This is a genomic window from Brevundimonas sp. GW456-12-10-14-LB3, assembly GCF_059424365.1.
Map to the genome: position 1 here is coordinate 171,857 of NZ_JBWKZJ010000001.1, position 22,647 is coordinate 194,503.

At 68.2% G+C, this 22,647-nt stretch carries 25 protein-coding genes and 1 riboswitch; of the genes, 10 read left to right on the forward strand and 15 right to left on the reverse strand.

Translation table 11 applies throughout. From position 1 onward, the window contains the following. Positions 1 to 6 precede the first annotated feature (6 nt). From copD to crcB, 3 genes are all read right to left on the reverse strand, one after another. Positions 7 to 927 (reverse strand): copper homeostasis membrane protein CopD, encoded by a 921-nt coding sequence (gene copD / locus AC07XS_RS00870; protein WP_182713176.1) that lies wholly within the window; start codon positions 925 to 927, stop codon positions 7 to 9. Positions 928 to 931: 4 nt separating this feature from the next. Next, positions 932 to 1,294 (reverse strand): copper homeostasis periplasmic binding protein CopC, encoded by a 363-nt coding sequence (copC, locus tag AC07XS_RS00875; protein ID WP_182713177.1) that lies wholly within the window; start codon positions 1,292 to 1,294, stop codon positions 932 to 934. An 839-nt stretch (positions 1,295 to 2,133) separates the two neighbouring features. Further along, entirely contained in the window at positions 2,134 to 2,523 is a 390-nt protein-coding gene (crcB, locus tag AC07XS_RS00880) for a fluoride efflux transporter CrcB (protein ID WP_182713178.1), read from the reverse strand. Between the two features lie 76 nt (positions 2,524 to 2,599). Continuing rightward, a riboswitch (Fluoride riboswitch) is annotated at positions 2,600 to 2,664 on the reverse strand. 431 nt (positions 2,665 to 3,095) lie between these two features. Here crcB and AC07XS_RS00885 point away from each other — a divergent pair. The 10 genes from AC07XS_RS00885 to AC07XS_RS00930 are packed head-to-tail and all read left to right on the forward strand — an operon-like array spanning position 3,096 to position 13,246. Continuing rightward, positions 3,096 to 3,452, forward strand: coding sequence for a PepSY domain-containing protein (locus AC07XS_RS00885; RefSeq protein WP_182713179.1), 357 nt, complete (start codon positions 3,096 to 3,098; stop codon positions 3,450 to 3,452). Between the two features lie 54 nt (positions 3,453 to 3,506). Next, complete coding sequence (locus AC07XS_RS00890) at positions 3,507 to 4,184, forward strand: winged helix-turn-helix domain-containing protein (RefSeq protein ID WP_182713180.1); 678 nt, start codon at positions 3,507 to 3,509, stop codon at positions 4,182 to 4,184. Between the two features lies 1 nt (position 4,185). Further along, a complete protein-coding gene (locus tag AC07XS_RS00895; RefSeq protein ID WP_182713181.1) occupies positions 4,186 to 5,544 on the forward strand; it encodes an ATP-binding protein in 1,359 nt (452 codons plus the stop codon). Next, positions 5,541 to 6,887, forward strand: a complete 1,347-nt coding sequence (locus AC07XS_RS00900; RefSeq protein ID WP_182713182.1) for a TolC family protein — start codon at positions 5,541 to 5,543, stop codon at positions 6,885 to 6,887. Before AC07XS_RS00895 ends, AC07XS_RS00900 begins: the two co-directional genes overlap by 4 nt. Further along, positions 6,875 to 7,927, forward strand: a complete 1,053-nt coding sequence (locus AC07XS_RS00905; protein WP_182713183.1) for an efflux RND transporter periplasmic adaptor subunit — start codon at positions 6,875 to 6,877, stop codon at positions 7,925 to 7,927. Before AC07XS_RS00900 ends, AC07XS_RS00905 begins: the two co-directional genes overlap by 13 nt. Continuing rightward, the gene (locus AC07XS_RS00910; RefSeq protein ID WP_182713184.1) at positions 7,927 to 10,974 is read left to right on the forward strand and encodes an efflux RND transporter permease subunit; all 3,048 of its coding nucleotides are present in this window, start codon (positions 7,927 to 7,929) and stop codon (positions 10,972 to 10,974) included. Before AC07XS_RS00905 ends, AC07XS_RS00910 begins: the two co-directional genes overlap by 1 nt. Beyond that, the gene (locus tag AC07XS_RS00915; protein WP_182713185.1) at positions 10,971 to 11,585 is read left to right on the forward strand and encodes a tyrosine-protein phosphatase; all 615 of its coding nucleotides are present in this window, start codon (positions 10,971 to 10,973) and stop codon (positions 11,583 to 11,585) included. The genes AC07XS_RS00910 and AC07XS_RS00915 overlap by 4 nt, the downstream gene beginning before the upstream one ends. After that, a complete protein-coding gene (locus AC07XS_RS00920) occupies positions 11,585 to 12,352 on the forward strand; it encodes a phosphatase PAP2 family protein (RefSeq protein WP_182713186.1) in 768 nt (255 codons plus the stop codon). The genes AC07XS_RS00915 and AC07XS_RS00920 overlap by 1 nt, the downstream gene beginning before the upstream one ends. After that, positions 12,349 to 12,978 (forward strand): methyltransferase, encoded by a 630-nt coding sequence (locus AC07XS_RS00925; protein ID WP_182713187.1) that lies wholly within the window; start codon positions 12,349 to 12,351, stop codon positions 12,976 to 12,978. The genes AC07XS_RS00920 and AC07XS_RS00925 overlap by 4 nt, the downstream gene beginning before the upstream one ends. Positions 12,979 to 13,009: 31 nt before the next feature. Then, entirely contained in the window at positions 13,010 to 13,246 is a 237-nt protein-coding gene (locus tag AC07XS_RS00930; RefSeq protein WP_182713188.1) for a DUF2188 domain-containing protein, read from the forward strand. Positions 13,247 to 13,258: 12 nt separating this feature from the next. Here the strand turns inward: AC07XS_RS00930 and AC07XS_RS00935 are convergent, their stop codons facing one another. The 12 genes from AC07XS_RS00935 to trbF form a co-directional block, all read right to left on the reverse strand. Continuing rightward, positions 13,259 to 14,602, reverse strand: coding sequence for an ATP-binding protein (locus AC07XS_RS00935; RefSeq protein WP_182713189.1), 1,344 nt, complete (start codon positions 14,600 to 14,602; stop codon positions 13,259 to 13,261). Further along, positions 14,595 to 15,212: a cation efflux transmembrane domain-containing protein gene (locus AC07XS_RS00940; protein WP_182713190.1), complete on the reverse strand. Its 618-nt coding sequence runs from the start codon at positions 15,210 to 15,212 to the stop codon at positions 14,595 to 14,597. Before AC07XS_RS00940 ends, AC07XS_RS00935 begins: the two co-directional genes overlap by 8 nt. Further along, a complete protein-coding gene (locus AC07XS_RS00945; RefSeq protein ID WP_182713191.1) occupies positions 15,209 to 15,790 on the reverse strand; it encodes a hypothetical protein in 582 nt (193 codons plus the stop codon). Before AC07XS_RS00945 ends, AC07XS_RS00940 begins: the two co-directional genes overlap by 4 nt. A 272-nt stretch (positions 15,791 to 16,062) precedes the next feature. Then, the gene (locus AC07XS_RS00950; RefSeq protein WP_182713192.1) at positions 16,063 to 16,215 is read right to left on the reverse strand and encodes a hypothetical protein; all 153 of its coding nucleotides are present in this window, start codon (positions 16,213 to 16,215) and stop codon (positions 16,063 to 16,065) included. A 14-nt stretch (positions 16,216 to 16,229) separates the two neighbouring features. Then, entirely contained in the window at positions 16,230 to 16,919 is a 690-nt protein-coding gene (locus AC07XS_RS00955; protein ID WP_182713193.1) for a hypothetical protein, read from the reverse strand. A 133-nt stretch (positions 16,920 to 17,052) separates the two neighbouring features. Further along, positions 17,053 to 17,553 (reverse strand): manganese efflux pump MntP, encoded by a 501-nt coding sequence (locus tag AC07XS_RS00960; protein ID WP_321207914.1) that lies wholly within the window; start codon positions 17,551 to 17,553, stop codon positions 17,053 to 17,055. A gap of 260 nt (positions 17,554 to 17,813) precedes the next feature. Beyond that, positions 17,814 to 18,284 (reverse strand): helix-turn-helix transcriptional regulator, encoded by a 471-nt coding sequence (locus AC07XS_RS00965; RefSeq protein WP_321207915.1) that lies wholly within the window; start codon positions 18,282 to 18,284, stop codon positions 17,814 to 17,816. Positions 18,285 to 18,657: 373 nt separating this feature from the next. Further along, positions 18,658 to 19,263 (reverse strand): transglycosylase SLT domain-containing protein, encoded by a 606-nt coding sequence (locus AC07XS_RS00970; protein WP_182713196.1) that lies wholly within the window; start codon positions 19,261 to 19,263, stop codon positions 18,658 to 18,660. Further along, positions 19,257 to 19,766, reverse strand: coding sequence for a S26 family signal peptidase (locus AC07XS_RS00975; protein WP_182713197.1), 510 nt, complete (start codon positions 19,764 to 19,766; stop codon positions 19,257 to 19,259). Before AC07XS_RS00975 ends, AC07XS_RS00970 begins: the two co-directional genes overlap by 7 nt. Then, complete coding sequence (locus tag AC07XS_RS00980) at positions 19,763 to 20,938, reverse strand: TrbI/VirB10 family protein (RefSeq protein WP_182713198.1); 1,176 nt, start codon at positions 20,936 to 20,938, stop codon at positions 19,763 to 19,765. The genes AC07XS_RS00975 and AC07XS_RS00980 overlap by 4 nt, the downstream gene beginning before the upstream one ends. Then, positions 20,935 to 21,984 (reverse strand): TrbG/VirB9 family P-type conjugative transfer protein, encoded by a 1,050-nt coding sequence (locus AC07XS_RS00985; protein ID WP_182713199.1) that lies wholly within the window; start codon positions 21,982 to 21,984, stop codon positions 20,935 to 20,937. The genes AC07XS_RS00980 and AC07XS_RS00985 overlap by 4 nt, the downstream gene beginning before the upstream one ends. After that, positions 21,963 to 22,646, reverse strand: a complete 684-nt coding sequence (gene trbF, locus AC07XS_RS00990; RefSeq protein ID WP_182713200.1) for a conjugal transfer protein TrbF — start codon at positions 22,644 to 22,646, stop codon at positions 21,963 to 21,965. The genes AC07XS_RS00985 and trbF overlap by 22 nt, the downstream gene beginning before the upstream one ends. Between the last annotated feature and the right edge of the window lies 1 nt (position 22,647).

The window sequence follows — 22,647 nt, forward strand, 5'->3', positions numbered from 1 at the left end:
CGCCGTTCACATCATGGCGGCGGGAGGCGCCTGGGTTCCCATGATCGCCACGACCAAAAGCAGCAAGGCGGCCAGCACCGTCTCCAAGGCCAGGCTGCGCCGCAAGCGGCGCAAGGCGAGCGGACGGGTCTGCTCATCCTCGAGCGCCGATCCGAGTTGCGGGGTCAGGACGAACCGGTTCGACGCCGCGAGGGCCAGCATGCCGGCGAAGAGGGCGAGTTTCAGCACGAGAAGGACGCCATAGGACGTCGTCACCAGGCTCCCGAGTCGGCTGAGGCCGATCAAATAGCCGCTGTTCACCAGACCCGTGATCGTCAGCAGGACGACGGCGAGCGTTCCCAAGCCGGCGAATCCCTCCAGAGCGGCGTGGGTCACGGGCGCACCCGCCGCGTGCCCGTGGCGAGCCCGCAGCATCAGGAACAGGGCAAACAGGCTGCCGAGCCAAAGCCCGGCGGCGAGCGCGTGGACGACATCGGCGATCAGATGCGGCCAGCGGCCCGCACCTTCCGTCGCCGCGCCGTGCCCTGTCCAGGCGAGGCTGGCGCTGACCACGGCGCCGACGATCGTCAGCGCGATCCAACCGCCGCGTCCGGGTTTGAGGCTGACCAGCAGGATGGCGGCCAAAAGGGCCGCCCCCGCGCGAACCAGGAAGCCGACGCCCAATGCGGTGCCGAAGGCCACGTAAGACAGCGACGCCGGTTTCAGCGCCTCACTCAGCGACCCCGCCATGATGGCGGTCTGGACGACGAGATGGGCGAGAGCCGCCAAGGCCGTCGCCACGGCGGCGACCAGAAGCGTCGTGCGCGGCCACCTGTCGGCGGCCGCGTCCGACATGGGCATCCTGAACGCGAAGAACAGGGGGACGCCAAACAGCAGGACGGCGCCGATGTACTGCCCCAGCCTCAGCAGGACGACTGTTGTCTCCATCCGATCAGCGGACCGAGAAGTTGGTGGACCCCGTCATCCGGTGCCCGTCCGAAGACGCCACGCGCCAGTTCACCACATAGGCTCCAGCCGAGAGCGGTCTCGCCGGAGCGCCCGAGATCGTCTTGCCGTCCTCGGACACCCGCGTCCGCACGGGAATGGTGTCACCCGCCGCGTTGACGAGATCGAATCCGGAGAAGGCCGGCGCCATGCGCTCGCTGAAGGTGAGGCTGATGGTGCGCGGGGCCGCGACAGCGGCGCCGGCGGCCGGCGTGGCGCTCACGAGACGCGCGTGCGCATCGGCCTGACCGGCGACCAGGGAAAGGGCCGCGACGGTCGCGGCGAGTGATGCGATCTTGAAACGGGTCAATTCAAACTCCTTGGCAGGGACGCCCCTACAGCATCTTACGCGGCACGCACCTGCAGCCCTCGCAAAAATGCGCGGCGGCGGCGCTTTGCCCGGTGATCGAAAGGCTGACACGTGCACGGATCGTCTAACATCGATGGCATCGAGTCGAACGAGCGGCTGACCCAGCACCGCGCGACCGTCGCCCGCTGGGTCGATCGCCGTTCGCTGGCCAGCGACGGGGCTGGTCGTCGATCACAAAGGGATGGACATGATTCCGCCCCTCCCCCGGTTGTCCTGCCGAAAGGTGAGGATCATCGTCGGCCAGATCGTCACGAGCGTGAGCTAGCGCGTCTGGATCCCGGTCGGGCCAGACCATCCATCCCAAAGCCATCCCGACCGCACAGAGCGCAGCGAGCACCAGGATGGATCTCGATCAGGTCGCTCCGGGCATCGGCGTGATCATGGCCGATGTCGTCGCCGACCTCCCAGGAACATGCGGCACGTCGTGGCGAAGATCCGAGACGCCACGGGTCATCACGCCGCCGGTTACGGCGACACGGATGAGGGCGCAAAGGGCGTGAATCAGTTTGCGCAAATCAGCCTCGTTACGGCGTTATCGCGTCTTCGCTCCACCTGCAACGTGACGAAGGCCGTGCAGGCGGCTTTGGCTCGCCGCCCTGTACGTCCATGAAGCTGTCTGCTTGACACGTCAGCCCTGAGGCGCGGGCGCAGTAGGCTCGTCCGGCCCGACAGGGCGCCGCAACCGGCGGGCTCGATTCACGACCACGACATCGGGACGACTACGTATGAACAGTACCGCGAATACGAGCGGCTGACTTCGCCGGACGATGCGAGGCGGATCACGGCGTCAGCCCAGCCAGCGTTCGCGCCATCACCAGACCGACGAACAGACCGGCCACCGCCAGACTGACGGAGAGCAAGGCGTAAGCCACGGCCTGGAAAGGTTCCCCGCGTTCCCAGAGCAGCGCCGTCTCCAACGAGAAGGCCGAAAACGTCGTAAATCCGCCCAGGATGCCCGTGGTGAGAAACAGACGCAAATGCTGGGACAAGCCCACGCGCACGAGAAAATACTCGGCGACCACGCCCATCAGAAGCGAGCCCAGCACGTTTATGAAGAGCGTGCCGACCGGAAAGCTGTCGGGTCCAAGCCATCGGAGCGCCACCAGATTGACGCCGTGCCGAGCGGCCCCGCCCAATCCCGCGCCCAGAAAAACGATCAGAAACGTCATCCACGCCATCCTTCAAAAGCTAAGGCTCCGATCGGGACAGCACAGACTCCTGCCGCAACCGGACACCATCGTGTCCCAGCCAGCAGGAGCTATCAGCCTTCGTGCAGGCGGTTGTCGGGGAGCCCCATCCCCCTCACACCATGGCGTAAATAGATGTTCCGAGATGAAGAGGAAAGTTCACAGCAGCAGGGCTCCAAGATGGCGCTGCTGAGCCGCCTTCCGACGCACGGCCGTCGGCGTCGACCTTGAATTCTGCGTGCGGCAGAAACTAGCGGCGGCGCTTCGCCAGCGCCACCGGGGCGGTCAGCAGGATCAGATCAAGCCTTCAAGTGGCCGCGTCAGCTAGCTCCGTCGCCACGAATCGACGAAGCCTCGCTCTCACCTCCGCCTCGGATGGCGCCGGCCAAGGACCCAACCTCGAGGCCAGAAGAAGCCATGTCCGCCGACACCCCCACACCCTCTCCCCGCTTACAGCCTTCGGTCGGCGAAGATTAATTCTCCCGCGAGGCTAGGCGAAGGTTCAAGGCTCTAGGGTTTCGATGCGTCCATCTGGGGCGCTGCGGAGAAAGACGATGAAACGTAAGATCGTAATCGGCCTGTCGGCCGCGGCTCTAGCCGCCACTCTGGCGGTCGGGGGCGTCGCCCTGGCCGGCGCAACCCAAACCTCCGACGATCAGGACGAGGGTCGGGAAATCTCGGCCGTCCTGGCCGCTCGCGTCTCCCTGGCGGACGCCGTGGTCATCGCTGAACGGCACGGCGGCGGCAAGGCTCTCGAAGCGGCGTTCGACGACGAAAGCGGCAATCAGTGGGAGATCGAACTCGCCAAGGGCGGAAGGGTGGTCAACTACCTGGTTGACATGGGCAGCGGGGCCGTCTCGCCTGCCGCGGCGGAAGCCGAAGGCGGCGAAGGTCCGGAAGACCAGGATTGAGCCGGAAAGACCTCGCCCGGCCCACCGGGCGAGGCGTTCCTGGAGAGCGAACGGATGAAGATCCTCCTGATTGAAGACGACGCCGAAGCCGCCCAGTTCGCGGCGCGTGGCCTCAAGGAAGCGGGACACGTCGTCGATCTGGCCAGCCGTGCGGACGACGGCGAACACCTCGCGCTCGAGGGCCATTACGATGTCTTCGTTGTTGATCGCATGCTGCCCGGCGGGGACGGTCTCAGCATCGTCAAGCGGGCCCGTGCGGCCGGCGTATCGACTCCGGTTCTCTTTCTCACCGCCATGAGCGCCATTGGGGATCGGGTCGACGGCCTTCAAGCGGGCGCAGACGATTACTTGGTCAAGCCCTATGCCTTCAGCGAGTTGCTCGCACGGGTCGCCGCCCTCGGCCGCCGCGCGCCCGCACTGGACATGCGCGACAAGCTGCAGGCCGGAGACATTGAAGTCGATCTGGGCTCCCGGACGGCGCGTCGCAGCGGTATCGACCTTGATCTGACGCCGCAGGAGTTCCGGCTGCTGGAATTTCTCGTGCGGCACGCGGGACTGGTGGTGACGCGCGAGATGCTCCTGCAGAAGGTCTGGGGTTTTGATTTCGAGCCCCGCGCCAACCTTATCGACGCCCATATGAGCCGGCTGCGCGCCAAGGTGGACAAACCCTTCGGCCACGAACGCATCCAGACCGCGAGGGGGACCGGCTACCGGCTCAGCGACCTTGACTAGGGTGTTTGGTTCCGTCGGGTTCCGGCTTGCGCTGGTCTACGCCGTGGTCTTCGCCTTGGGCGGTGGCGTCTTGTGGGCGACCTTCGACTTCGCGATGGGACGCTACGCAGCTGACGCCCTCACGGCGGATCTGCGAACGGAAACGCAGGTTCTTCTTGCCGAGGACGGCGGCGCTGACCAGGCCGCGCTGATCCGTAAGGTTCAGGCCAGAAGTCGGGTCGCGGGACCCTTCGTTTACAGTGTGACCGACGCTCAAGGGAATCGGTTGGCCGGGCAGTTGCCGGACGGCCTGATGCCCCGCAGTGGCCTCGATCAGATCCAGCTGCCCCATCCGGAAGAAGGCGGCGGCGATGTCGAGGAAATTCCGGTCAAGACGCTGACCACTCCATTGCCTGATGGTGTTCTCGTCGTCGGTAAATCCACCTACGCCCTCCACGAGTTGGAGGAGCTGATCCATCAGCTCGGAATCTGGGCTGTCGCCGGCCTGGCCCTTATCGCAGGTCTGGCCGGCGCCGCCGCGGGCGGCCTCCTCGCGTCACGGCTCAATCGGATCAACGGGGCGGCGGCGCGGATTATGGAAGGGCGGCGCGGGGAACGAGTACCTACGGTCGGCCTGGGCGGGGAGCTGGAAACCGTCCGGAGCAACCTCAATGCCCTGCTCGACTGGCAAGAGAAGGCGTTGGACGCCCTGCGCCATGTCTCGACGGATATCGCGCATGATCTCCGGACGCCCCTCAACCGCCTGCGCCAACGCCTGGATCGCGCCCAGGCGGAGGCGATCGATGAGCGAGTGCCTGCCTCCGCGGTGTCGGCTGCCATCGGCGATCTCGATCAGGTGCTCGAAACCTTTTCCGCGCTCCTTCGGATCGGCCAGCTCGAAGGCGGCGCCGGTCGCAGTCATTTCCAACCCTTGAAGCTCGAGCGGGTCATCGAGCGCGTCTTTGAGGCCTACCTGCCGGTCAGCGAAGAGACGGGCCACGCGCTGACCCGAAGCGTGGACAGCGATGCGGAGGTCATGGGCGACCCCGAACTGCTCGTGCAGTTGCTCACCAACCTCATCGACAATGCTCTCACCCACTCGGGAGCGGGTAGCCGGATCCAGATCGAAGCCTACGAGGACGACCGCAAGGTGATCCTCGCGGTCCGGGACACCGGACACGGCGTTCCCGAAAACGAACTGGGCCGATTGACGCGCCGGTTTCACAGGCTCGACAGCAGCCGGCAAACGCCTGGGCAGGGTCTCGGCCTCTCGCTCGTCGCCGCGATCACGGCGCTTCACGAAGGCGAACTCGTGATAGGTTCAAACCATCCGGGATTGGCGGTGCGCGTCGTGCTCCCCATGCTTCGGGGGGAGCCATGAGCCTTCGACCAAGGTTTACCGCCGTGCTGGCGCTGGGAGCGCTCGCTCATCTGGCAGGATGCGCCTCCTATGTCCCCGCCCCGCTGCCGACGACCATTTCCGCGGACCTGACGGTCTCGGCGCTCAACTCTTCCAAAGGGGAGGGTTCCGCCGCCGGCGTCGACCTCAACGCTCCGCTTGATCCAGCCGCCTTGGCCGGCATCGCCGTGGTTCTCAATCCGGATCTGCGTGCGCAGCGGGCCCGGGTGGGCGTCGCGCAGGCCCAGGTTTTCGAAGCCGGGCTTCTGCCGGACCCGCAGTTCAGCGCGAGCCTCGACCGCCCGCAGTCGGCGCCCGGCCTCGTCAATGCGCTCGCCGCATCGCTCGGCCTGGACACGTCCGCCTTCTACATCCGGCCGCAGGCCGTGCGCGGCGCGCGCGCCACTGAACGCCAGACGCGTCTCGATCTCGCCTGGCAGGAATGGCAGACCGGCAATCAGGCGTCTGTGCTCGCAGCCCGCATCCAGGGGTTGAGCGCAGCCCTGGTCTTCGCTCGGGAGGCCGAATCCGTGTCGCGCTCTGTGTTGAGCCGATCGCTCGCCGCCGTCGGTCGAGGCGATCTGTCAGCGATCGACATCGAGGCCCGACGACTGGCGGAAGCGGACGCTGCCGACCGCGCACGCGCCACCGAGCGTGATCTGGCGGCGGCGCGCCTGCAACTCAACGCCCTGCTCGGCCTCTCCCCACAGACGAATATACGCTTGGTGGCGCTCACCGCGCCCCCGACCTGCTCGTTGTCGATCGACACCCTGATCTCGCGATCCCTCGCTGAGCGTCTGGATCTTGCGGCCCTTCGGGCCGGATACGAAGCTCAGGAAGCGGCGGTGCACGTCGCTGTCCTGCAGCAATACCCGCGCCTCAATCTCTCTCTTAACGCCGCTCGAGACACCGGGGCCGTCCGCACCAACGGTGTGGCAATCGGGTTCGACCTTCCCGTCTGGAACCGTAACCGCGGCCAGATCGCCGTTCAGAGCGCGACGCGCGAACAGCTGCGCGCGGAGTATGAGGCGCGCCTGTTCGCGACACGGGCCGATCTCGCCACGCTGGTCTCCGCGCTCGATATAGGACGCAGGCAAAGGGCTGATCTACAGGCCCAGGTCGAACCGTTGCGGACGACTGTGGAAGCCTTCGAACGCGCCGGCGCCAGGGGCGACATCGCCCAGGTCACGGCGGAGACCGCGCGGCTCTCGCTGCTGGACAAGGAAATCGCCTTGGCCGCCCTTGACCAGGCCCTGGCCGAGCAATGGCGCGCTCTACAAACAGCCGCCGGATATCTGCTGGAGACTGACGCATGCGTCGCCTGATTCCGATGTTGTTGCTCGTGGCGACGCCTCTCGCCTGCTCCGCGCCCCCGGAGAAGGCAGCCGATCCGGTGGCCCAGGTCCGCACGGCGCCGGTCGTGAGCGCTGATTTGGACGAGACGATCACGGCCTATGGACAGGTGGAGTTCGACGTCGCGGGCCTTCGCGCCCTCACCGCGCCCTTCGAAGCGCAGGTGGTGCAGATCCATGTCCGCGTCGGGCAATCCGTCACGACGGGTCAGCCGGTGGTCACGCTCGGCGCCAGTCCGCAGACCCGCCTGGATCTGGATCGGCTCGCCCGCGAAGCACGCCTGGCCGAGGCCGAGGCCGCCAGGGTCCGCCGTCTTCGGACGGACGGGCTCGCCTCCGACGCCGAAGTCCAGACCGCCGTCGCCGCCGCCCAAACAGCGCAACAGGCCAGCGCGAACCTCCGGCGTCTCACACAAGGCGGGCGACTGACCCTCACCGCCCCCGCGGCAGGCGTCGTTGACGCACTGCCGAGCAATCCTGGAAGCCTGACGCCAGCCGGCGCCGTGGTCGCCAGCCTTGGCGCGGCCGGGCGGCTGAACGCCCGGCTGGGCGTTGAGGTCGAGGACGCGCAACGGCTTCGCGCCGGATCGACGCTCACCCTGACGGGTTTGCACGATCAGGGAGGCTCCGCCCCGACCCGGATCGCTTCCATCGATCGGCGGGTCGATCCCGCGACCCGCCTGGCCGCCTTGTTGGCTCCGGTGCCGCCCGGTGCGCCCTTGCTGCCCGGCGAGGCGGTCAAGGCCGAGGTGGTGGCGGGAACCCGCCTGGGGGTGCTGACCGCGCCCCGGTCGGCGATCCTCTATGACGGCGAAAGCCCGTTCGTCTTCGTGGTGGCGAGTGGAAAGGCCGCACGCCGACCCGTCCGGATCGGCCTGGAGCTGCCTGAGAGGGTGGAGGTCGTCTCCGGGGTCCGAGCCGGCGAGCGTGTGGTGATCGAGGGCGGCCCTTCGCTTATGGACGGCATGGCTGTGCGCGAAGCCGCCGCCGCCTCGACAGCGGCAGGTCGTTGATGACGCGCTGGCTTTCAGGTCAGGTCCGCTTCGTCCTCCTGGCGTTCGTCCTCCTGGGCCTCGCGGGTTCCGCGTCCGCGTTCAAGCTCCCGGTCAGCCTCTTCCCGCGGATCGACTTCCCCCGTGTCGTCGTGGCGGTCGACGCAGGCGACCGGCCTGTCGAACAGATGGTCAGCCAGGTCACCCGGCCGATCGAACGCGCGCTCCGGACGGTTCCGGGCGTGGTTTCTGTCCGATCCACAAGCAGCCGGGGATCCGCCGAACTCTCGGTGAACTTCGCATGGGGCGCGGACATGGTCGCGGCCACCTTGCAAGCTGAGTCGGCGGTCAACGCCGTCGTCCCCGACCTTCCCCCCGGCGCGCGCTTCGAGGTGCGCCGGATGGACCCGACGGTCTTTCCGGTGCTGGGATTGGCGCTCGTCTCCCAGACCCGCGATCCGGTGGAGTTGAGAGATTTCGCCCAGCTTCAACTGGCCCCGCTGCTGTCCTCGACGCCAGGCGTGGCCAGCGTGGATGTGCTTGGCGGCCAAGAAAAGGAATATCAGGTGCTGGCCGACCCGGCCCGCCTGCAGGCGCTCGGCCTCTCGGTTGAGGATCTGGCCCGCGTCCTGTCGTCGAACAATGTGGTCGTGGCGGCCGGCCGCCTGGAAGACCGATACCGTCTCTACCTGGTGCTGACCGACAATCAGCTGACCGGCGTCGACGACATCCGCAAGACCGTCATCCAGACGGGTACGCGCGGGGTGGTCGAACTCGACGACATCGCCGAGGTTGTGGTCCGCCAGACGCCGCAATGGACCCGCGTCACCGCCCAGGGACAGGACGCGGTCCTGCTCAACATTCGTCAGACGCCCGACGCCAACAGCGTGGGCCTGGTCAAGGAAGTCCGCAGCCGGATCGCCGCCTTCAAGGCCGAAACGCCGGCCGATGTCCGCATCGTCACCTTCTACGACCAATCCCAACTGGTCACGGCGGCGGCGGGCAGCGTGCGGGACGCCATCCTGCTTGGGGCGCTGCTGGCGGGCCTGGTTCTGTTCGTCTTCCTGCGCAGCCTGAGATTCATGCTGATCGTCGCCCTGATGCTGCCCGCCGTGTTGGCGACGACCTGTATCGCGCTCGCCCTGTTCGGGATGACCTTCAACATGATGACCCTCGGCGGCATGGCCGCCGCCGTCGGCCTGGTGGTCGACGACGCCGTCGTGATGCTCGAACACCTGATGCGGCGTCTCCAGGAACGGCGGCGAGGCGGGACCGACGGGCCAGGGGTTCTCGGCTCGGCCGCCGAGATGGCGCGCCCCCTGATCGGGTCCACGCTCGCTACTATCCTGGTCTTCGCCCCACTCGCCTTCCTCGGCGGCGTCACCGGCGGCTTCTTCAAGGCGCTCGCCATCACCATGTCGGCGTCTCTCGCCATCTCGCTGGTTTTCGCCCTGTTCGTCGCGCCTCTGTTGGCGGAAAAATGGGTGCGCGACCGTGACGTTGAACAGGCCGAGCGGGCCGGAAACCTGCTCGAGCGGTTCGGGGGGCGCTACGAATCCCTGATGGCGCGAATCCTCGGTCGGCCTGGCCGACTGGCGCTGGTCGTCGGAACCGCCCTGCTGCTTGTCGGCGGATTGGCCTACACCCGTGTCGGCTCCGGCTTCATGCCCAAGATGGACGAGGGCGGCTTCATCCTCGACTATTATGCCGCGCCGGGCGCGTCGCTGACTGAAACCGACCGGCTGCTGCGCCAGGTCGAGGCGATCCTTCAGGCCACGCCGGACGTGGAGAGCTACTCTCGTCGCACAGGCCTTCAGCTGGGCGGAGGCCTGTCCGAGGCCAATGAGGGCGACTTCTTCGTTCGGCTCAAGGCGAAGGGGCGTCGCCCGATCGAGGTGGTCACCGCGGACGTGCGGAGCAAGATCGAAGCGACCGTGCCCGGCCTCACCGTCGAGACGGCGCAGCTGATGGAAGACCTCATCGGCGACCTCACCGCCGTGCCCCAGCCTATCGAGGTCAAGTTGCTCGGCGCCGACGAAGCCGCGCTCAAGGCGGCTTCGCCCGTGGTGACGGAGGCCATCGGCAAGATCCGGGGCGTCGTCGAGGTGGACGGCGGACTGAGAGTCGCCGGCGACGCCGTGGTGATCACCGTGGATCGGCCCGCCGCGGCTCTCGAAGGGCTCGACCCGGAGGCCGTCACGCGTCAGCTCCAACTTCTGGTCGGCGGCAACGTCATCGGCCGGATCCAGGAGGGCGAAAAGCTGGTCGGCGTCCGCGTCTGGACCGACGGAACGCTGCGCGATCGCGTGCGGGCGCTGGAGGGCCTGCCCCTGCGCGCGCCCGATGGGCACACCCTCCCTCTCTCGCGCGTCGCGACCCTGACCATCGCACCCGGCCAGCCGCAGATCACGCGGGAGAACCTTCAGCCGCTCGTCGCCGTGACAGCCCGTCTCGACAACCGCGATCTGGGTTCGGCGATGCGGGAGGTGCAACGGACGGTTTCGTCGCTGGCCCTGCCTTCGGGCGTGCGCGTCGAATACGGCGGCCTTTACGCCGAACAGCAGAAATCCTTCCGCGACCTCGCGGTCGTGTTCGTCAGCGCCCTTGTCCTGGTCGGCCTCCTGTTCCTCTATCTTTTCCGGGGCTGGGCGGCGGCGGCGAGTATCGTCGTCACCCTCCTGCTGTCCGCCTCCAGCGTCTTCGTAGGTCTGTGGATCACGGGTACAGAGCTCAACATTTCCGCCATGATGGGGCTGACCATGGTCATCGGCATCGTCGCCGAGCTCGGCGTCTTCTACCTGGCCGAACTTCCGAGCGATCGACGGGCGGAAGCGAATATGCTGATCGCCGCCGGACGCGCCCGACTGCGACCGATTTTGATGTCCGCCCTGATCGCCATCCTCGCCTTGTCCCCGCTGGCTCTAGGACTCGGAGAGGGCTCGGCGATGCAGAAGCCGCTGGCCATCGCCATCATCACCGGCCTCATCGCCGGCGTGCCGCTGATCTTGATCTTCTGCCCAGCCCTCCTGGCCCGTCTGTCCACGCCGTTGCGGGAGGCCCGCCGATGATCGTCCAACAGCTGTCGTCCCGACGCCGCCCCAGGCGGCTAAACATCGTGGGACGCGTCGCCGTCAGGGCGGCCCTGCTAGCGGCGATCCTGATCGCGGTCGTGATCGCCTATGTCGGCGCCACGGCCATGACTGGCAATTTCCACACGGTGGCCGAAGGCGAGGTCTACCGGTCAGCCCAGCCCTCTCCGGCCGCCCTCGAGCGCTATGTCCGCGAGCACGGCATCAGGACCGTGATCAACCTGCGCGGCGAGAACCCTTCGGACGGCTGGTATCAGGACGAAGTGGCGACATCGCGCCGCCTGGGTCTGCGCCATATCGACTTCCGGATGTCGGCCAAACGCGGAATCACGCGGCGCGAGGCCTGGGGCCTGATCCAGATCATGCAGAGAGCCCCAAAGCCGATCCTAATCCACTGCGAATCGGGGGCGGATCGAACCGGGCTCGCATCAGCCCTCTATGTGGCGGGAATCCAGCGCAGGGGCGAGGACGCGGCCGAAGAACAGCTCTCCCTGAAGTACGGCCATATCGCCGCGCCGTTTGGCAAGGGCTGGGGCATGACAGTCACCTTCGAGGAGATGGAGCCGTCGCTTGGCTTCATCGGCAGCTGATGCGCCTTCCGCTGACACTCATCCAGCGCGCCCGCGACTGCCTGACCGTCGCCGCGATCAGCGTCTTCCTCGCCGTTTCGGCCGGCCTGTGGTTCTTTCTGACCCTCGCCGGCGAGATGCGTGAGGGCGAAACCCGGGCGTTGGACGAAAAGCTGTTGCTGTTGCTTCGGACGCCGGGAAATCCCGACAACCCTCTCGGCCCGCGTTGGGTCGAGGAGGCGATGCGGGACGTCACCGCCCTGGGCGGATTCACCGTCCTGACCCTCGTCGCCGTGATCGGCGTGATCGCGCTCGCCCGGACCCGCCGTTGGCGCGCTGCCGTCGTTCTGGCCGGGGTGGCGCTTGGCGCCGAATTGACCAGCGATCTGTTGAAGTTGGCCTACGCCCGCCCCCGACCCGACCTCACCGCCCAAGGCAGCTATGTCTATACGCACAGCTTCCCCAGCGGCCATTCGACGGTCTCGACAGCCATCTACTTCACCCTGGCGGCGCTGCTGGCCAGCGCCGTCGCGCGTCACGGGTCGCGCGCGCTTATCCTCGTGACCACCGCGTTTCTCGTCTTGGCCATCGGCGTCAGCCGGGTCTATCTTGGCGTGCATTGGCCTACCGATGTCGTGGCGGGCTGGGCGGTGGGCTCGATCTGGGCCGTGGCAGGGTGGCGGCTGCTTCGCTCCGCCGACCCACCTCGTCGTCCTGAGGACGCCCTTCACAACCAGGCTGCTCCGCGCGCTCCGACGCGCGCCACTCCAACCGAGGGTCGTCGATGACCGCGTCCACTTCCTCAGTCCCCAATCTTCGCCGGGTCCAGCGCATCCGCAAGGGCGTGCTTCTGATCGCCCTTCTCGCGGTGCTCGCCTTCGCCGCCGTGACCCGGTCCCTGGGCGGAGAGACGCTCGTACACGAAGGGCTGGAGGCGATCGGCCTGGCCCTGATCGCGATCTGCGTCATCGGGCGCGCCTGGTGCTCCCTCTATATCGGCGGGCGCAAGAAGGCCGAGATCGTCGATCGCGGCCCCTACTCCATCACCCGCAATCCGCTCTATGTGTTCAGTTTCATGGGTGCCTTCGGCATGGGCGCGCTGACCGGCAGCGCGACGATCGCCGTCCTGTTCCTCGTCATCGCCGTGGCGGTCTTCGCCGCCACCGTGCGACGAGAGGAGGCCTGGCTCCGCTCGACCTTCGGCGACGCCTACGAAGCCTATACCGCCCGAACGCCCCGCTTCTGGCCCGACCTCTCCCGGTGGCGCGATGGCGAGACGCTGGAGGTGCGCCCGGCCTTCTTTCTGCGGACCCTGCTCGATGGCGCGGTCATGGTCATCGCCTATCCGCTGTTCGAGTCGATCGAGTATCTCCAGGACATCGGCTGGATCCGGATTCTTCTGTCCCTGCCCTGACATCCCGAGGGCGTAACCACGGGAGGCTTGCATGCCGTCTTCCCATCCTCCGGTTCAGTTCACCGTGCTCCGACGCGACGGCGACTGGCGGGTTTTGCGCGACGGCAGCGACGCCGGCCGTTTCGATTTCAGCGTCGACGCCATAGAAGCGGCGTTGATCCGCGCCGCGACGCTGATCGACAGGGGCGAGCGGGTCGAGGTCTTCGTCCAGGACGCAGCCGGCCAGATGCGACAGGTCGATCCGGTCGGCGGGGAAGTGCTCCACTAGCGGGCTGAGAGCCTAACGCGGCAACCACGCAGCGCTTTGTCCGACGAACCAGGCCGGCGTCATCAGATGACCGATGCCGAACGCACGCGCGACGGGACCGGCAAGTTCGGCGGCGACGTCCGCCCAGCTGGCCTCCAGGGCTCCGACCGTGGCGCTGGCGCGCGCTCGCCGCGCGTCCTCCGCGGCAGGGTGTCCCGAGAACATCCACGGATGATGAAAGTCGTGCAACCGGCGACCCTGCAATCCCCTCCACTCACACCGGAAATGGACCTGGGTGGCTTCTCCGAACTCGCGGGCGAACAGGGAGGCGTGTCGAACCAGTTCGGTGACCGACATCGCCATCTGATTGGGACTGAACACCTGGCCGGGCGGAATGTCCTTCCACCAGTGGGTGTCCTCGATATAGCCCCTCTGCAAGCTCGCCAAACCTGTCGCCGTGACCCGCCACAGGTCCGTCATGCCGACCTTGCTGTCCTGCTCCAGCAGGTTCATCTCGAGGAATTCCAGATCGCCTTCGTCCAGACGGGGATCCGTCTTGAAGCGCGGGCCGATGGGTCCGTCGAAGACATGGAACATGCCCCAGCCTGTGTGAACCTGCTGGTCCAGTTCATGCGCGACGCGTCGCAGCACCCCTGAGAGGTCCGACAGCTTCAAGGGATCGCCTTGCGTCTCGATCGCATAGGCGAAGTGAAAACGCGCCGTCGCGATCCTTCTGTCCGGAAGGTTCGCCTCCACGCCCCGGGAATAAGCCACGCTCGCCGCATCGATCCAGCTCGCCAGAACCGCGTCCAGGCTCGTGACCTGAGTGCTGCCCCGTAGCGCCACCTCGATGGCGCCCAACAGGCTGGAGCGTTCCGCCAGGGCGCAGCGGCGGATCAATGGCGTCCATTCCTGCGACGTGAGCAATGGCGCGCTCTCGGGGCCTGGCTTGCGGATGTAGTGCACGCCCCGAGTGATCCCCTGAACGCGCCCGGCTGCGTCCTGCGGCCCGTCAGCCGCCGCGCACACCGGCGTCGCGCCGTGGGCGGGGACGACGATCACCCCATAGGTCCGTTGTCCGGCGTCTCGGAGCGTTCGCACGTCACATTGCAGCGGTGGCTCGAGATAGCGTTTCACCACTCGACCGACATCGTCCCGCGTGGGCAGCGCCGGACGCGGCTCCTGCGGTTTCAGTTCGTCATTGAAGCCGATGATCAGATAGCCGCCGCCGTGGTTGGCGAGGGCCGCGAGATGTCGGGCCAGTTTCGCCCGGCCAAGCGGCGTCGCAAGCTCGACCTCCGCCTTGTATTCAGCTCCGAGCGTCTCGTTCGGATCATCGATCAACGATTGGAGGGCGTCCGGCGGCGGCTCAGCCATTTCTCACCTTCGTTTCTCCGCGCGGATGTTCCTGCCTGGCCTCTTCCCACACTTCCCTCGCCGCGTCCGCGTTCAACGCGGCGATCGCCAGACCCACCACCACATCGGGCCAGGCCGAGCGCCACAGGAAGGCGGTGATCAGACCCGTCGCGACGATCGCGACGTTCGCCAAGGCGTCGTTGCGGGCGGAGAGAAAGGCGGCGCGGGTCAGACTGCCGCGGCTGGAGCGGAAGCGGACCAGCAGGAAGGCGCAGGTCAGATTGACCGCCAACGCCCCCGCGCCCGTGAGGGAAAGCCAGACCGGCTCCGGCGCGACGGGCGCCTGAAACTTGGCCCAGGCGGTCCAGAGCGTGGCGACGGTCGGCACGAGGATGACCAGTGCCAGCAGCTTGCCGACCCGCGCTCGGGTCGCCACCGAGGTCATCAGGGTCAGACCGATCAGCAGATTGATCGCGGCGTCCTCAAGGAAGTCGATCGAGTCCGCGAAAAGCGACACCGAGCCGATCGTCCGCGCCACGAAGAACTCGACGCCGAAATAGGCCAGGTTCAGAATCGCCACGATCAGCACCACCCGGCGCAGGCCGGGCTCGACCTCCGCTGATGACTTCACGGCTCGATCCAACCCTGATCGATGGCGGCGTGCCTGACCGTCGACCAGGCGTCCTCCGGCTCCTCGATGCGACCATACCGCTTGATCATGAACTGCATCAGGAAGCCGTGCAGCAGGAACTCGTCGGCGGTTTCGACGGCGTCCAGGTACCGTTCGACGAGACGGTCCATCGCCAGGGTGAACTCGGCCTCCATGTCGTCCATCAGCGACAGCATGGCGTCCTGATCGGCCGGATCGTAGGTCGGCGCCCGCTTCTCGTCGATCAGGGTCTGGATCGCCCGCTTGTGATCCGGGTGCTTGGGTCCCCACGGGATGGAACCGAAGTCATTCCGCTCCAGGATTTCCGCCAACTCGCGCAACATGGCCACGCCTCGCGGCCGATCCAGCGTCGATTTGAACATCGCGGCGGCGGCCACGGCCATCACGGTGGGGGCCACCAGATGCGCCCGCACATGTTCTGACGGGTCTTCCTCCAGAGCGACGATGGCGCGGTTGGCCAGCGGATACAGGGCCTTCTTGACGGGATCGTCCGCCCTCAGATCCTCGCCCCTGTCCGACAGATGGACGACATTGCTCACCCCGCCACGTCCTTTCGCAACACCTCAGATCGCTCCAGCCGCACCATCGTGACCAAGCCGCATCGCCAGGATCCCGCTCGGCCCGCTTATCGTCGCGAAACTCATGATGCCGGGATCAGCGCGCCTTGACCCCTGCTTCGCGCAATATCTCGAAACAGTAAGTCTGTCTCCCCGTGCGGCAGCGTCGCTCGCAGCCGATCCGACCTGATCGGCTCAACCGCGACCGTGGCCGTCCACGCCGTCCGGGCGGCAAGACCGAACCTTTCGACAGCTCAGGACTGAAGCCGGCTCGCGATTATCGGCCAGACCGCTCTCAGGACCGTCCCGATCAGCACCGCGGCGGCCGGCGCGAGCACGAGCCACAGGCCAACCCGCGCCGATCCGTTGCCGACCTTCCAGTCATCCGGCCATTCCTTGTTGCCCATCCCCTCGCCGCCATTCAATCCAGATCGCCCAGGCTCGTCACCACCCAGGCCGACCGGTCGGCCGCGTGGCGCGCCTCCAGCTCGACCCAGACCATCTGACCAACGCCGACGCCGACGCCGATGCCGATGCCGATGCCGGACAGGAGATCCCTGGAGGTCACCGCCGTATAGCTCTCGATCGGATCGAGGTCGTTCTTCTCGACCGTGATCTGGCGGGCAGCGGTGCGCGCCGGCAGATCGAGCAGCTTGCGCCCGAGATCGCCCAGTCCCTGGTAGAGCGTCTCAAGCCGCGACGTGTCGGCCTTCACGTCGCGCACCACACCGATGAAGCTCTCGACCTCACCGGGCATCGGATCCATCGCCTTGACGCCCACCGCGACGGGCGGCGGCGGCCGATGGGCCTCGGGGGGCAGATCGACGGGCGTCCCCCCACCGACGGCGACGAACCCCTTGAGGCACGCGAACGGCCTGCCCTTGCCGGTCGCCGGGTCGAGACCCGTCTTGAGCCAACCGCCCGCGCCCGCCATGGACTGCCTGACGATCGCGGCCCCGCAGTCATGCCGGGGCCAAGGCGGCTGATTGCTCTCGAAGAAGACGCCGCTGCCGCAGGTGCACTGGTAGACGAAGATGGGCGACGTGCACTCCGGACACCGCCACGGATAGATCCAAGAGCGGCATTCCGACCGATGCAGAAAATGACCCATGCCTCGCCTCCCGCTCCTAGTAAGCGAGACCGGGCGGGCCACACAAGTCAGAGTTGATATTTCATCGAGCCTCAGGCCGTGAGATGCTCGAACAAAATGACCGATCCGAGGGCGATGAGCGCCAGCCCCCCGATCAACTCGGCGGCTTGCCGAACCGCCCTCCGACGGCGCGGCCGATCAGCATCCCTGTCGTGGTCAGGACGAAGGTCGTCAGGCCGATCGACAATGCGATGATCCAGATATTGGCCCCGAGGAAGGCAAGACCCACGCCGACAGCGGCCGCGTCAATGCTAGTCCCGACCGCCGTGGCGACCAGCGCCCAGGGCCCTGATCGACGGGCGGACTCCTCTCTTCCCGCCGCCGTGTCCCGGGTTGCCTCCCAGATCATCTTTACACCGACGGCGACGAGCAGGACGAAGGCGATCCAGTGGTCGATCCTTTCCACCAGACCGGCGGCCACGAGACCCAGCGCCCAGCCGATGACGGGTGTCACCGCCTCGATCACGCCGAACACGGCGCCGGCGCGAACGGCGCCCGCCAAGCTGGGTCGGTGGGATGCGCCTCGACCCACGGCGGCGGCGAAGGCGTCCGTCGACATGCTGAGGGACAGGACGGCGATGGCGCCAGGCGTCATGGGAGTCTCCACCGGGCACGGGACCACGCGACCCCACGCCGGCCGGTGCGGCGTCGGATGCGCTGGTCTCGTTAGGCGGCATGACCGCTGATCGGACCACGCGCAGATGCGCGAGCGTGTTGACCCGACCCCGGCGATCGCGGCCGGAAGCTACTCCCCAACAGGAAGCGGCCTTGTAAAGCGGCTAGTGCACGACCGCAAGGTACTCGAGGGGAGTATGAATCGCCCGTCTGGACGCCCCGAGAAAACGGCCAGCGTTCCTAGAAGCCGAAGTCGATCTGGATGCCAGGGTCCGTTGGTCGGCGCCGGGCCTTTTTGCTTGGAAGCGGATCCGCTGCGGCGGGCGCGGCCGGCGTCGGCTCCGGCGCCGGACGTGGCATTGAGCGAGCCATTCCCGGTAACCTTGGGACTCGGGCGCCCTTTCGCGGCGGCGGCGGCGGGATCCGCCCTGACCGGCTCCGCTTCCACAGGGTCAGTTCGCTCTCCCACCATCCGACGCGGCCCGGCGACACGCGGACGCGACGCGGGAAGGCCCCGTCCCGCTCCATCCGCCAGGCGGTCGAGCGGCTGATGCTGGCGATCCGTTCGACCTGATCCCAGGACAGCAAGCGGTCGTCCTTGCCCCCGACGTCAGGCGAGTCTTCACTATCGGTCGTCATGTCGGCCCCCAAGTCTCTGATCCGCTGCGCCTTCCAGAACGTCGCGCAGCAGGCGGGCGTCGTTCGCCGCATCCACGGGGTCCCGTCGGCGCCAGGCCACAAGGACGGCTTTCAATGCGTAGCTGGCCGCAGGGTCGGCGAGAACCTGGGCGGCTGTGACACCGGCCCTAGCCACGCCGCCGGCTCCGGGCGGCCGGCGGCGCCCCGGTCCGGACGTCGGTGATCTGGCTGCGCGCCCAGTCGCGCAGGAGCCCGCGAGGATAATAGGGCTTGGAACGGATATGCCGGCACGGCGGTCCGTTCGATCCCGTCGACCAAAGCCGGGCGAGGCTCGCCGGCTTCAGCTGGATGCCGAGCTGAGACAGGAAGGCGGAGGCTTCAGCCCGCGTCAGAAGGTCGTCTGCGCCGCCGCCGGCGCCCGCGTCCTCTCTGACCCCTTGCCCGATCATGGTTGCACGCGCGGACGGCAATGACGACGGTTTCGCGGGGCCTGGCCCGCCGTCAGCGCCAGGTAACAGTCGATGACCGAGACCACATACGCTTGGGTCTCGGCGATGTCCGGGACCCGGCCGAGCCGCGCCACGCGACCGGGCCCGGCGTTGTAGGCGCCCAGAGCAAGGCGCAGATCGCCGAAGCGCAGCAGCTGGCGGGCGAGATAATCGGCGCCACCGCGCAAATTCTGTATCGGATCGAAGCGATCGTCCACCCCGAGCTCGCGGGCCGTATCCGGCATGAGCTGGGTCAGTCCGCCCGCGCCCGCCGGGGACAGGGCCCCGGGCTGATAGGCGGATTCGGTGAGGACCAGCGCGTGCAGAAGCTTCTCGTCCAGTCCGTGGGCCGCCGCCGCGCGGGCGATCTCGGCCTGGAAGGGCTGGCTGAGCGCGGCCAGGCGTGGCGCGTCGCCTTCCCCGGCGGCGTCCGGCCCCGGCCCGGCCTCGGCCATCGTGCGACCGAACAGGTCGCCGCCCGCCGCGTCCCAGTCCACGGACTGGGCGGAGGCCGGCGCGCCCAGGGCGAAGAGCGCCGCCGCGCAAAGGATAGATCTCACCATCTCAGCACCTCCTGATAGACGCCGAGCACCTCGGAGCGCCCAACGGGCCCGAAGTATCGGCTGTCGAAACTCCCGGGGGTGTCGCCGAGCAGAAAGAGTTCGTCCGGCGCGAGCCGTCGGCATCCTGACCAGCGCGGCAGGACGGCGCCGCGGCGATCGTGGGTGCGGACCGTCCGGACGCCGTCCGGCGTACGCACCTGCGCCCCTTCCACGCAGACCCGGTCGCCGCCCGCCGCCGCGACCCGTTTGATGAGCGCCACGTCCCCGGGCATGCCCAGATCGGCGAGATAGGCCCGCGCCGCGGTCGGCTGGGGGATGGCCACCACGCCGCCCCGCTCGACTTCCGCGCCGAACCGTCGGGCGTACAGACCCTCGGGCAGGCTCGGGCTCTCGTTGACGAGCGCCAGCGCCGGAACGTTATGGGCGACCAGCGCAAGACAGCCGAGGGCGAACACGGCGACGCCCGTCACGCACCAGCGGTTTCCATTAGCGAGCGGGCTCATAGCTGGTACGGCTCGAGGATGAGGTCGCGGGTGATCATCACCCGCACGGAGGCGCCGGCCCGCAGGCGGATGGACGGGCGAACCTCCAGTTCCCGGTCGATCAGGCGGCCGCCGACGCGCGCGCCCTCGATGGCCGCCGCGTCGCCGGCGTCGCCGAGAAGGCCGCCGCCGCCGTCGTCGTCGCGGGCGATCTGCCCGAGCGTGGTGATCGCGCCGGCGAACAGCGTCCCGACCAGCAAGGGAAAGAGGCGACGGTCGACCGAGCCCCGCACGCCGACGGTGCCCTGAGCGTCGACGCCGGGCTCGCCGGTCAGGACCAGGCTCTTGCCGTTGGGGAGGATGAGCCGGTCCCAGGTCAGGAAGGCGCGCCGATCCCCGTAGGCGCTCTCGCCCTCATGCCGGCCGATCAGCCGCGTCCCCTGCGGGAGCACCAGGTGGCGGCCGCTGACGGTGTCGTAGACGTTCTGGGTGACCGTGGCGATCACCGGACCCGCCCGGGCCGTATCGATCGCAGTCAGCAAGGCGGCGGGGATGATCGCCCCGGCCTTCAGTTCATAGGGTGACAGGGGCGCGGTCAACACATGGCCGTTGTAGGTGGCACCATAGTCCGCGCCGGCCGCGCCGACGGCGGCCGGAGACGGACGCTCCGCTCCAGCTGGGGCCGGCGCGGCCGCAGCGCCGTCGCGGACCTCGGTGAAGAACAGCCCGGAGCGGCGCGCCAGCTCGCCGGGCGCGGGACCACGGGGCTCGACCGCGGCGCGGTAGACCGGCGGGGCGGCCGGCGGCTCGGAAGGCTCGACCGGCGCGCCGCCGACCTCGCTCGGCTCAGCGGATGAACGCGGCGCCGGCAGACGGTCATAGCTGGCCGGCTGTTCGGTGACGACCTCGGCCGGACGGACGACCCCGCGGGTCTCGTCCTCGCGCGCGGCCTCGGCGCGAGCGCGGGTGCCTTGCCGCAGTTCCGGCTGCACCACGAACGCCCAGGCCAGAGACCCGGAGATCAGGACGACCCCGCCGATAACGAAGATCTGGACGACGGACTTGCGCAGACGCACCACGCTCGGGCGGGGCGCCCGACTGGCGAGTTCCGGCGCCGGATGCTTGGACGCGCGTGGCGCGGCGCTCTCGCCCGGCGCTGGAACGGGGGCGGATGGCGAGGGCGTCTCGGTCATGGACGGGCTCCTTGAAGACGACGGATGCGGACCACCTGCGGCCTGCGGTCGCCCAGCCGCAGTTCGGCGCGATCGAGCACGCGGTCGACGATGAACAGGCCGCCGGCCTGTCGGTAGTTGACGAGCTGCGCCTCGCCGTCGGGGGCGATGGCGAACAGGGCGGGCGCTTCGCCGACCTGCAGATCGGCCGGGAAGGCGATGAAGGTGCGTCGGCCGTCATTGAACACCGCCGAGGGCGTCCATCGCGGACGTCGTCCCTGGGGTTCGAGCCGGTATCGGGCGTCGAGCGGCCATTCCGGCAGGACGACCGGGTCCGGCGCCCGCACGCGCGGCTCGGAAGCGATGGGTGCCGATCCGACATCGACGCCGAAGGTCGGCGAGCTGTCCCACGCGACGGCGGCGTTAAAGGCGTCGGCGGCCCCGCTGCGCAGATCGACGAGATAGACGCGCTGGTTGGTGGTCAGGACCAGGTTGGTCTCCAGGCCGCGTTCGAGCGGCTTGAGCAGCACATGGACGCGGCGGTCCGGCCCCTCCCCGGACGCGGCCTCGCCGATCTGCCAACGGACGGTGTCGCCCGCCGCCTTGGCGATGAGGGTCTCGCCCGGTCCGAGCGTCAGGGTCGTCACCCGGAGCGGCGCGGTCCACACCTCGAAGACCCGCCCGGGCTCCCAGGCGAAAATCTGGACCCCGCCCTGAAACCGGTCCGACCGGGACGGCGCGCTCGCCGCGCTGTTGGCTTCGGCGATCGCCCTGCGGCCGGTCAGCGCCGGCGGCGCCGGCGTCGGATCGGAGGCCGCTTGCGGCGGCGGCGCTTCCGCCAGATAGGGCCGCGCGCCGTCCGCCTCCGGCGCTGAGGCGGCCGCCGGCTCCAGATGGGTCGTCGTCGGCGCCAGGTCCTCGGAAGCGTCCAATTGCTGCAGCGGCGACGCCGCCTCGATCAGGGTTTCGGCGGGCGCCGACGACGGTGCGACAGGCTCTCGCAGGATCGCGCAGCCGGACAGCGTCGCGCCGGCGAGCGCGAGGATCAGGAGGCGTCGGGGGTCCATGACACATCCTCGATCTTCAATCCCAGGGGGTTGCGCAGGAGTTCGGCTTCCGTGCGCGGGGGTTGCAGGGTGGTGGTGATCAGCGCGCGCCACCGCTCGGAGCCGGCGGCCTGGCCGTTGACGAAGCGGGTTTCGCGCCATTGCAGATCGAAGGTGCGGCCGGACCGGCGGACCACATTGAGGATCTCGACGTTCACGGCCTCGCGTCCGGCCTCGGCGAAGGGGTCGTGGGTCTGCGCCCATGCGTTCAGAAAGCCCGCCGCCTTCGGCGTCAGAAGGTCGTAGGCCCGCAGCCAATTCTGCCGGATGACGATCGGGTCGATCGATTTGGAGCGGACGTCCCGGACCCAGCCGGCGAGGGCGTGGGCGATCTGGGCCTCGTTGGGTTCGTAGCGGCCGCCGATGGCGGTGATCCGCTGCGTCTCGCCGTAGTCCGAAACCTCCACCACGAAGGGCTTCACCACGGCGCGCTCGGCCTGGGCCCACCAGCCCGCGCCGAGGAAGCCGGCCAGGACCAGGTTGGCGACGGCGATCCGACGCCAGTTGCGCGCATGGGCCAGCGACAATCCCATGCGGTCGTCCCACATCTGACCGGCGCGACGCCACGGGGTCGCCTCCGGCGCGGCCGCCAAGGCCCGCTTCGGACGGAAGAACGGATGCATA

Excerpts from the sequence above, each read along its gene's own strand:
- copD (WP_182713176.1), bottom strand. The coding sequence starts at position 927 with ATGGAGACAACAGTCGTCCTGCTGAGGCTGGGGCAGTACATCGGCGCC.
- crcB (WP_182713178.1), bottom strand. The coding sequence starts at position 2,523 with ATGACGTTTCTGATCGTTTTTCTGGGCGCGGGATTGGGCGGGGCCGCT.
- AC07XS_RS00885 (WP_182713179.1), top strand. The coding sequence starts at position 3,096 with ATGAAACGTAAGATCGTAATCGGCCTGTCGGCCGCGGCTCTAGCCGCC.
- AC07XS_RS00890 (WP_182713180.1), top strand. The coding sequence starts at position 3,507 with ATGAAGATCCTCCTGATTGAAGACGACGCCGAAGCCGCCCAGTTCGCG.
- AC07XS_RS00900 (WP_182713182.1), top strand. The coding sequence starts at position 5,541 with ATGAGCCTTCGACCAAGGTTTACCGCCGTGCTGGCGCTGGGAGCGCTC.
- AC07XS_RS00905 (WP_182713183.1), top strand. The coding sequence starts at position 6,875 with ATGCGTCGCCTGATTCCGATGTTGTTGCTCGTGGCGACGCCTCTCGCC.
- AC07XS_RS00910 (WP_182713184.1), top strand. The coding sequence starts at position 7,927 with ATGACGCGCTGGCTTTCAGGTCAGGTCCGCTTCGTCCTCCTGGCGTTC.
- AC07XS_RS00915 (WP_182713185.1), top strand. The coding sequence starts at position 10,971 with ATGATCGTCCAACAGCTGTCGTCCCGACGCCGCCCCAGGCGGCTAAAC.
- AC07XS_RS00920 (WP_182713186.1), top strand. The coding sequence starts at position 11,585 with ATGCGCCTTCCGCTGACACTCATCCAGCGCGCCCGCGACTGCCTGACC.
- AC07XS_RS00925 (WP_182713187.1), top strand. The coding sequence starts at position 12,349 with ATGACCGCGTCCACTTCCTCAGTCCCCAATCTTCGCCGGGTCCAGCGC.
- AC07XS_RS00930 (WP_182713188.1), top strand. The coding sequence starts at position 13,010 with ATGCCGTCTTCCCATCCTCCGGTTCAGTTCACCGTGCTCCGACGCGAC.
- AC07XS_RS00935 (WP_182713189.1), bottom strand. The coding sequence starts at position 14,602 with ATGGCTGAGCCGCCGCCGGACGCCCTCCAATCGTTGATCGATGATCCG.
- AC07XS_RS00950 (WP_182713192.1), bottom strand. The coding sequence starts at position 16,215 with ATGGGCAACAAGGAATGGCCGGATGACTGGAAGGTCGGCAACGGATCG.
- AC07XS_RS00955 (WP_182713193.1), bottom strand. The coding sequence starts at position 16,919 with ATGGGTCATTTTCTGCATCGGTCGGAATGCCGCTCTTGGATCTATCCG.
- AC07XS_RS00960 (WP_321207914.1), bottom strand. The coding sequence starts at position 17,553 with ATGACGCCTGGCGCCATCGCCGTCCTGTCCCTCAGCATGTCGACGGAC.
- AC07XS_RS00965 (WP_321207915.1), bottom strand. The coding sequence starts at position 18,284 with ATGCGGCGAACGACGCCCGCCTGCTGCGCGACGTTCTGGAAGGCGCAG.
- AC07XS_RS00970 (WP_182713196.1), bottom strand. The coding sequence starts at position 19,263 with ATGGTGAGATCTATCCTTTGCGCGGCGGCGCTCTTCGCCCTGGGCGCG.
- AC07XS_RS00975 (WP_182713197.1), bottom strand. The coding sequence starts at position 19,766 with ATGAGCCCGCTCGCTAATGGAAACCGCTGGTGCGTGACGGGCGTCGCC.
- AC07XS_RS00980 (WP_182713198.1), bottom strand. The coding sequence starts at position 20,938 with ATGACCGAGACGCCCTCGCCATCCGCCCCCGTTCCAGCGCCGGGCGAG.
- AC07XS_RS00985 (WP_182713199.1), bottom strand. The coding sequence starts at position 21,984 with ATGGACCCCCGACGCCTCCTGATCCTCGCGCTCGCCGGCGCGACGCTG.
- trbF (WP_182713200.1), bottom strand. The coding sequence starts at position 22,646 with ATGCATCCGTTCTTCCGTCCGAAGCGGGCCTTGGCGGCCGCGCCGGAG.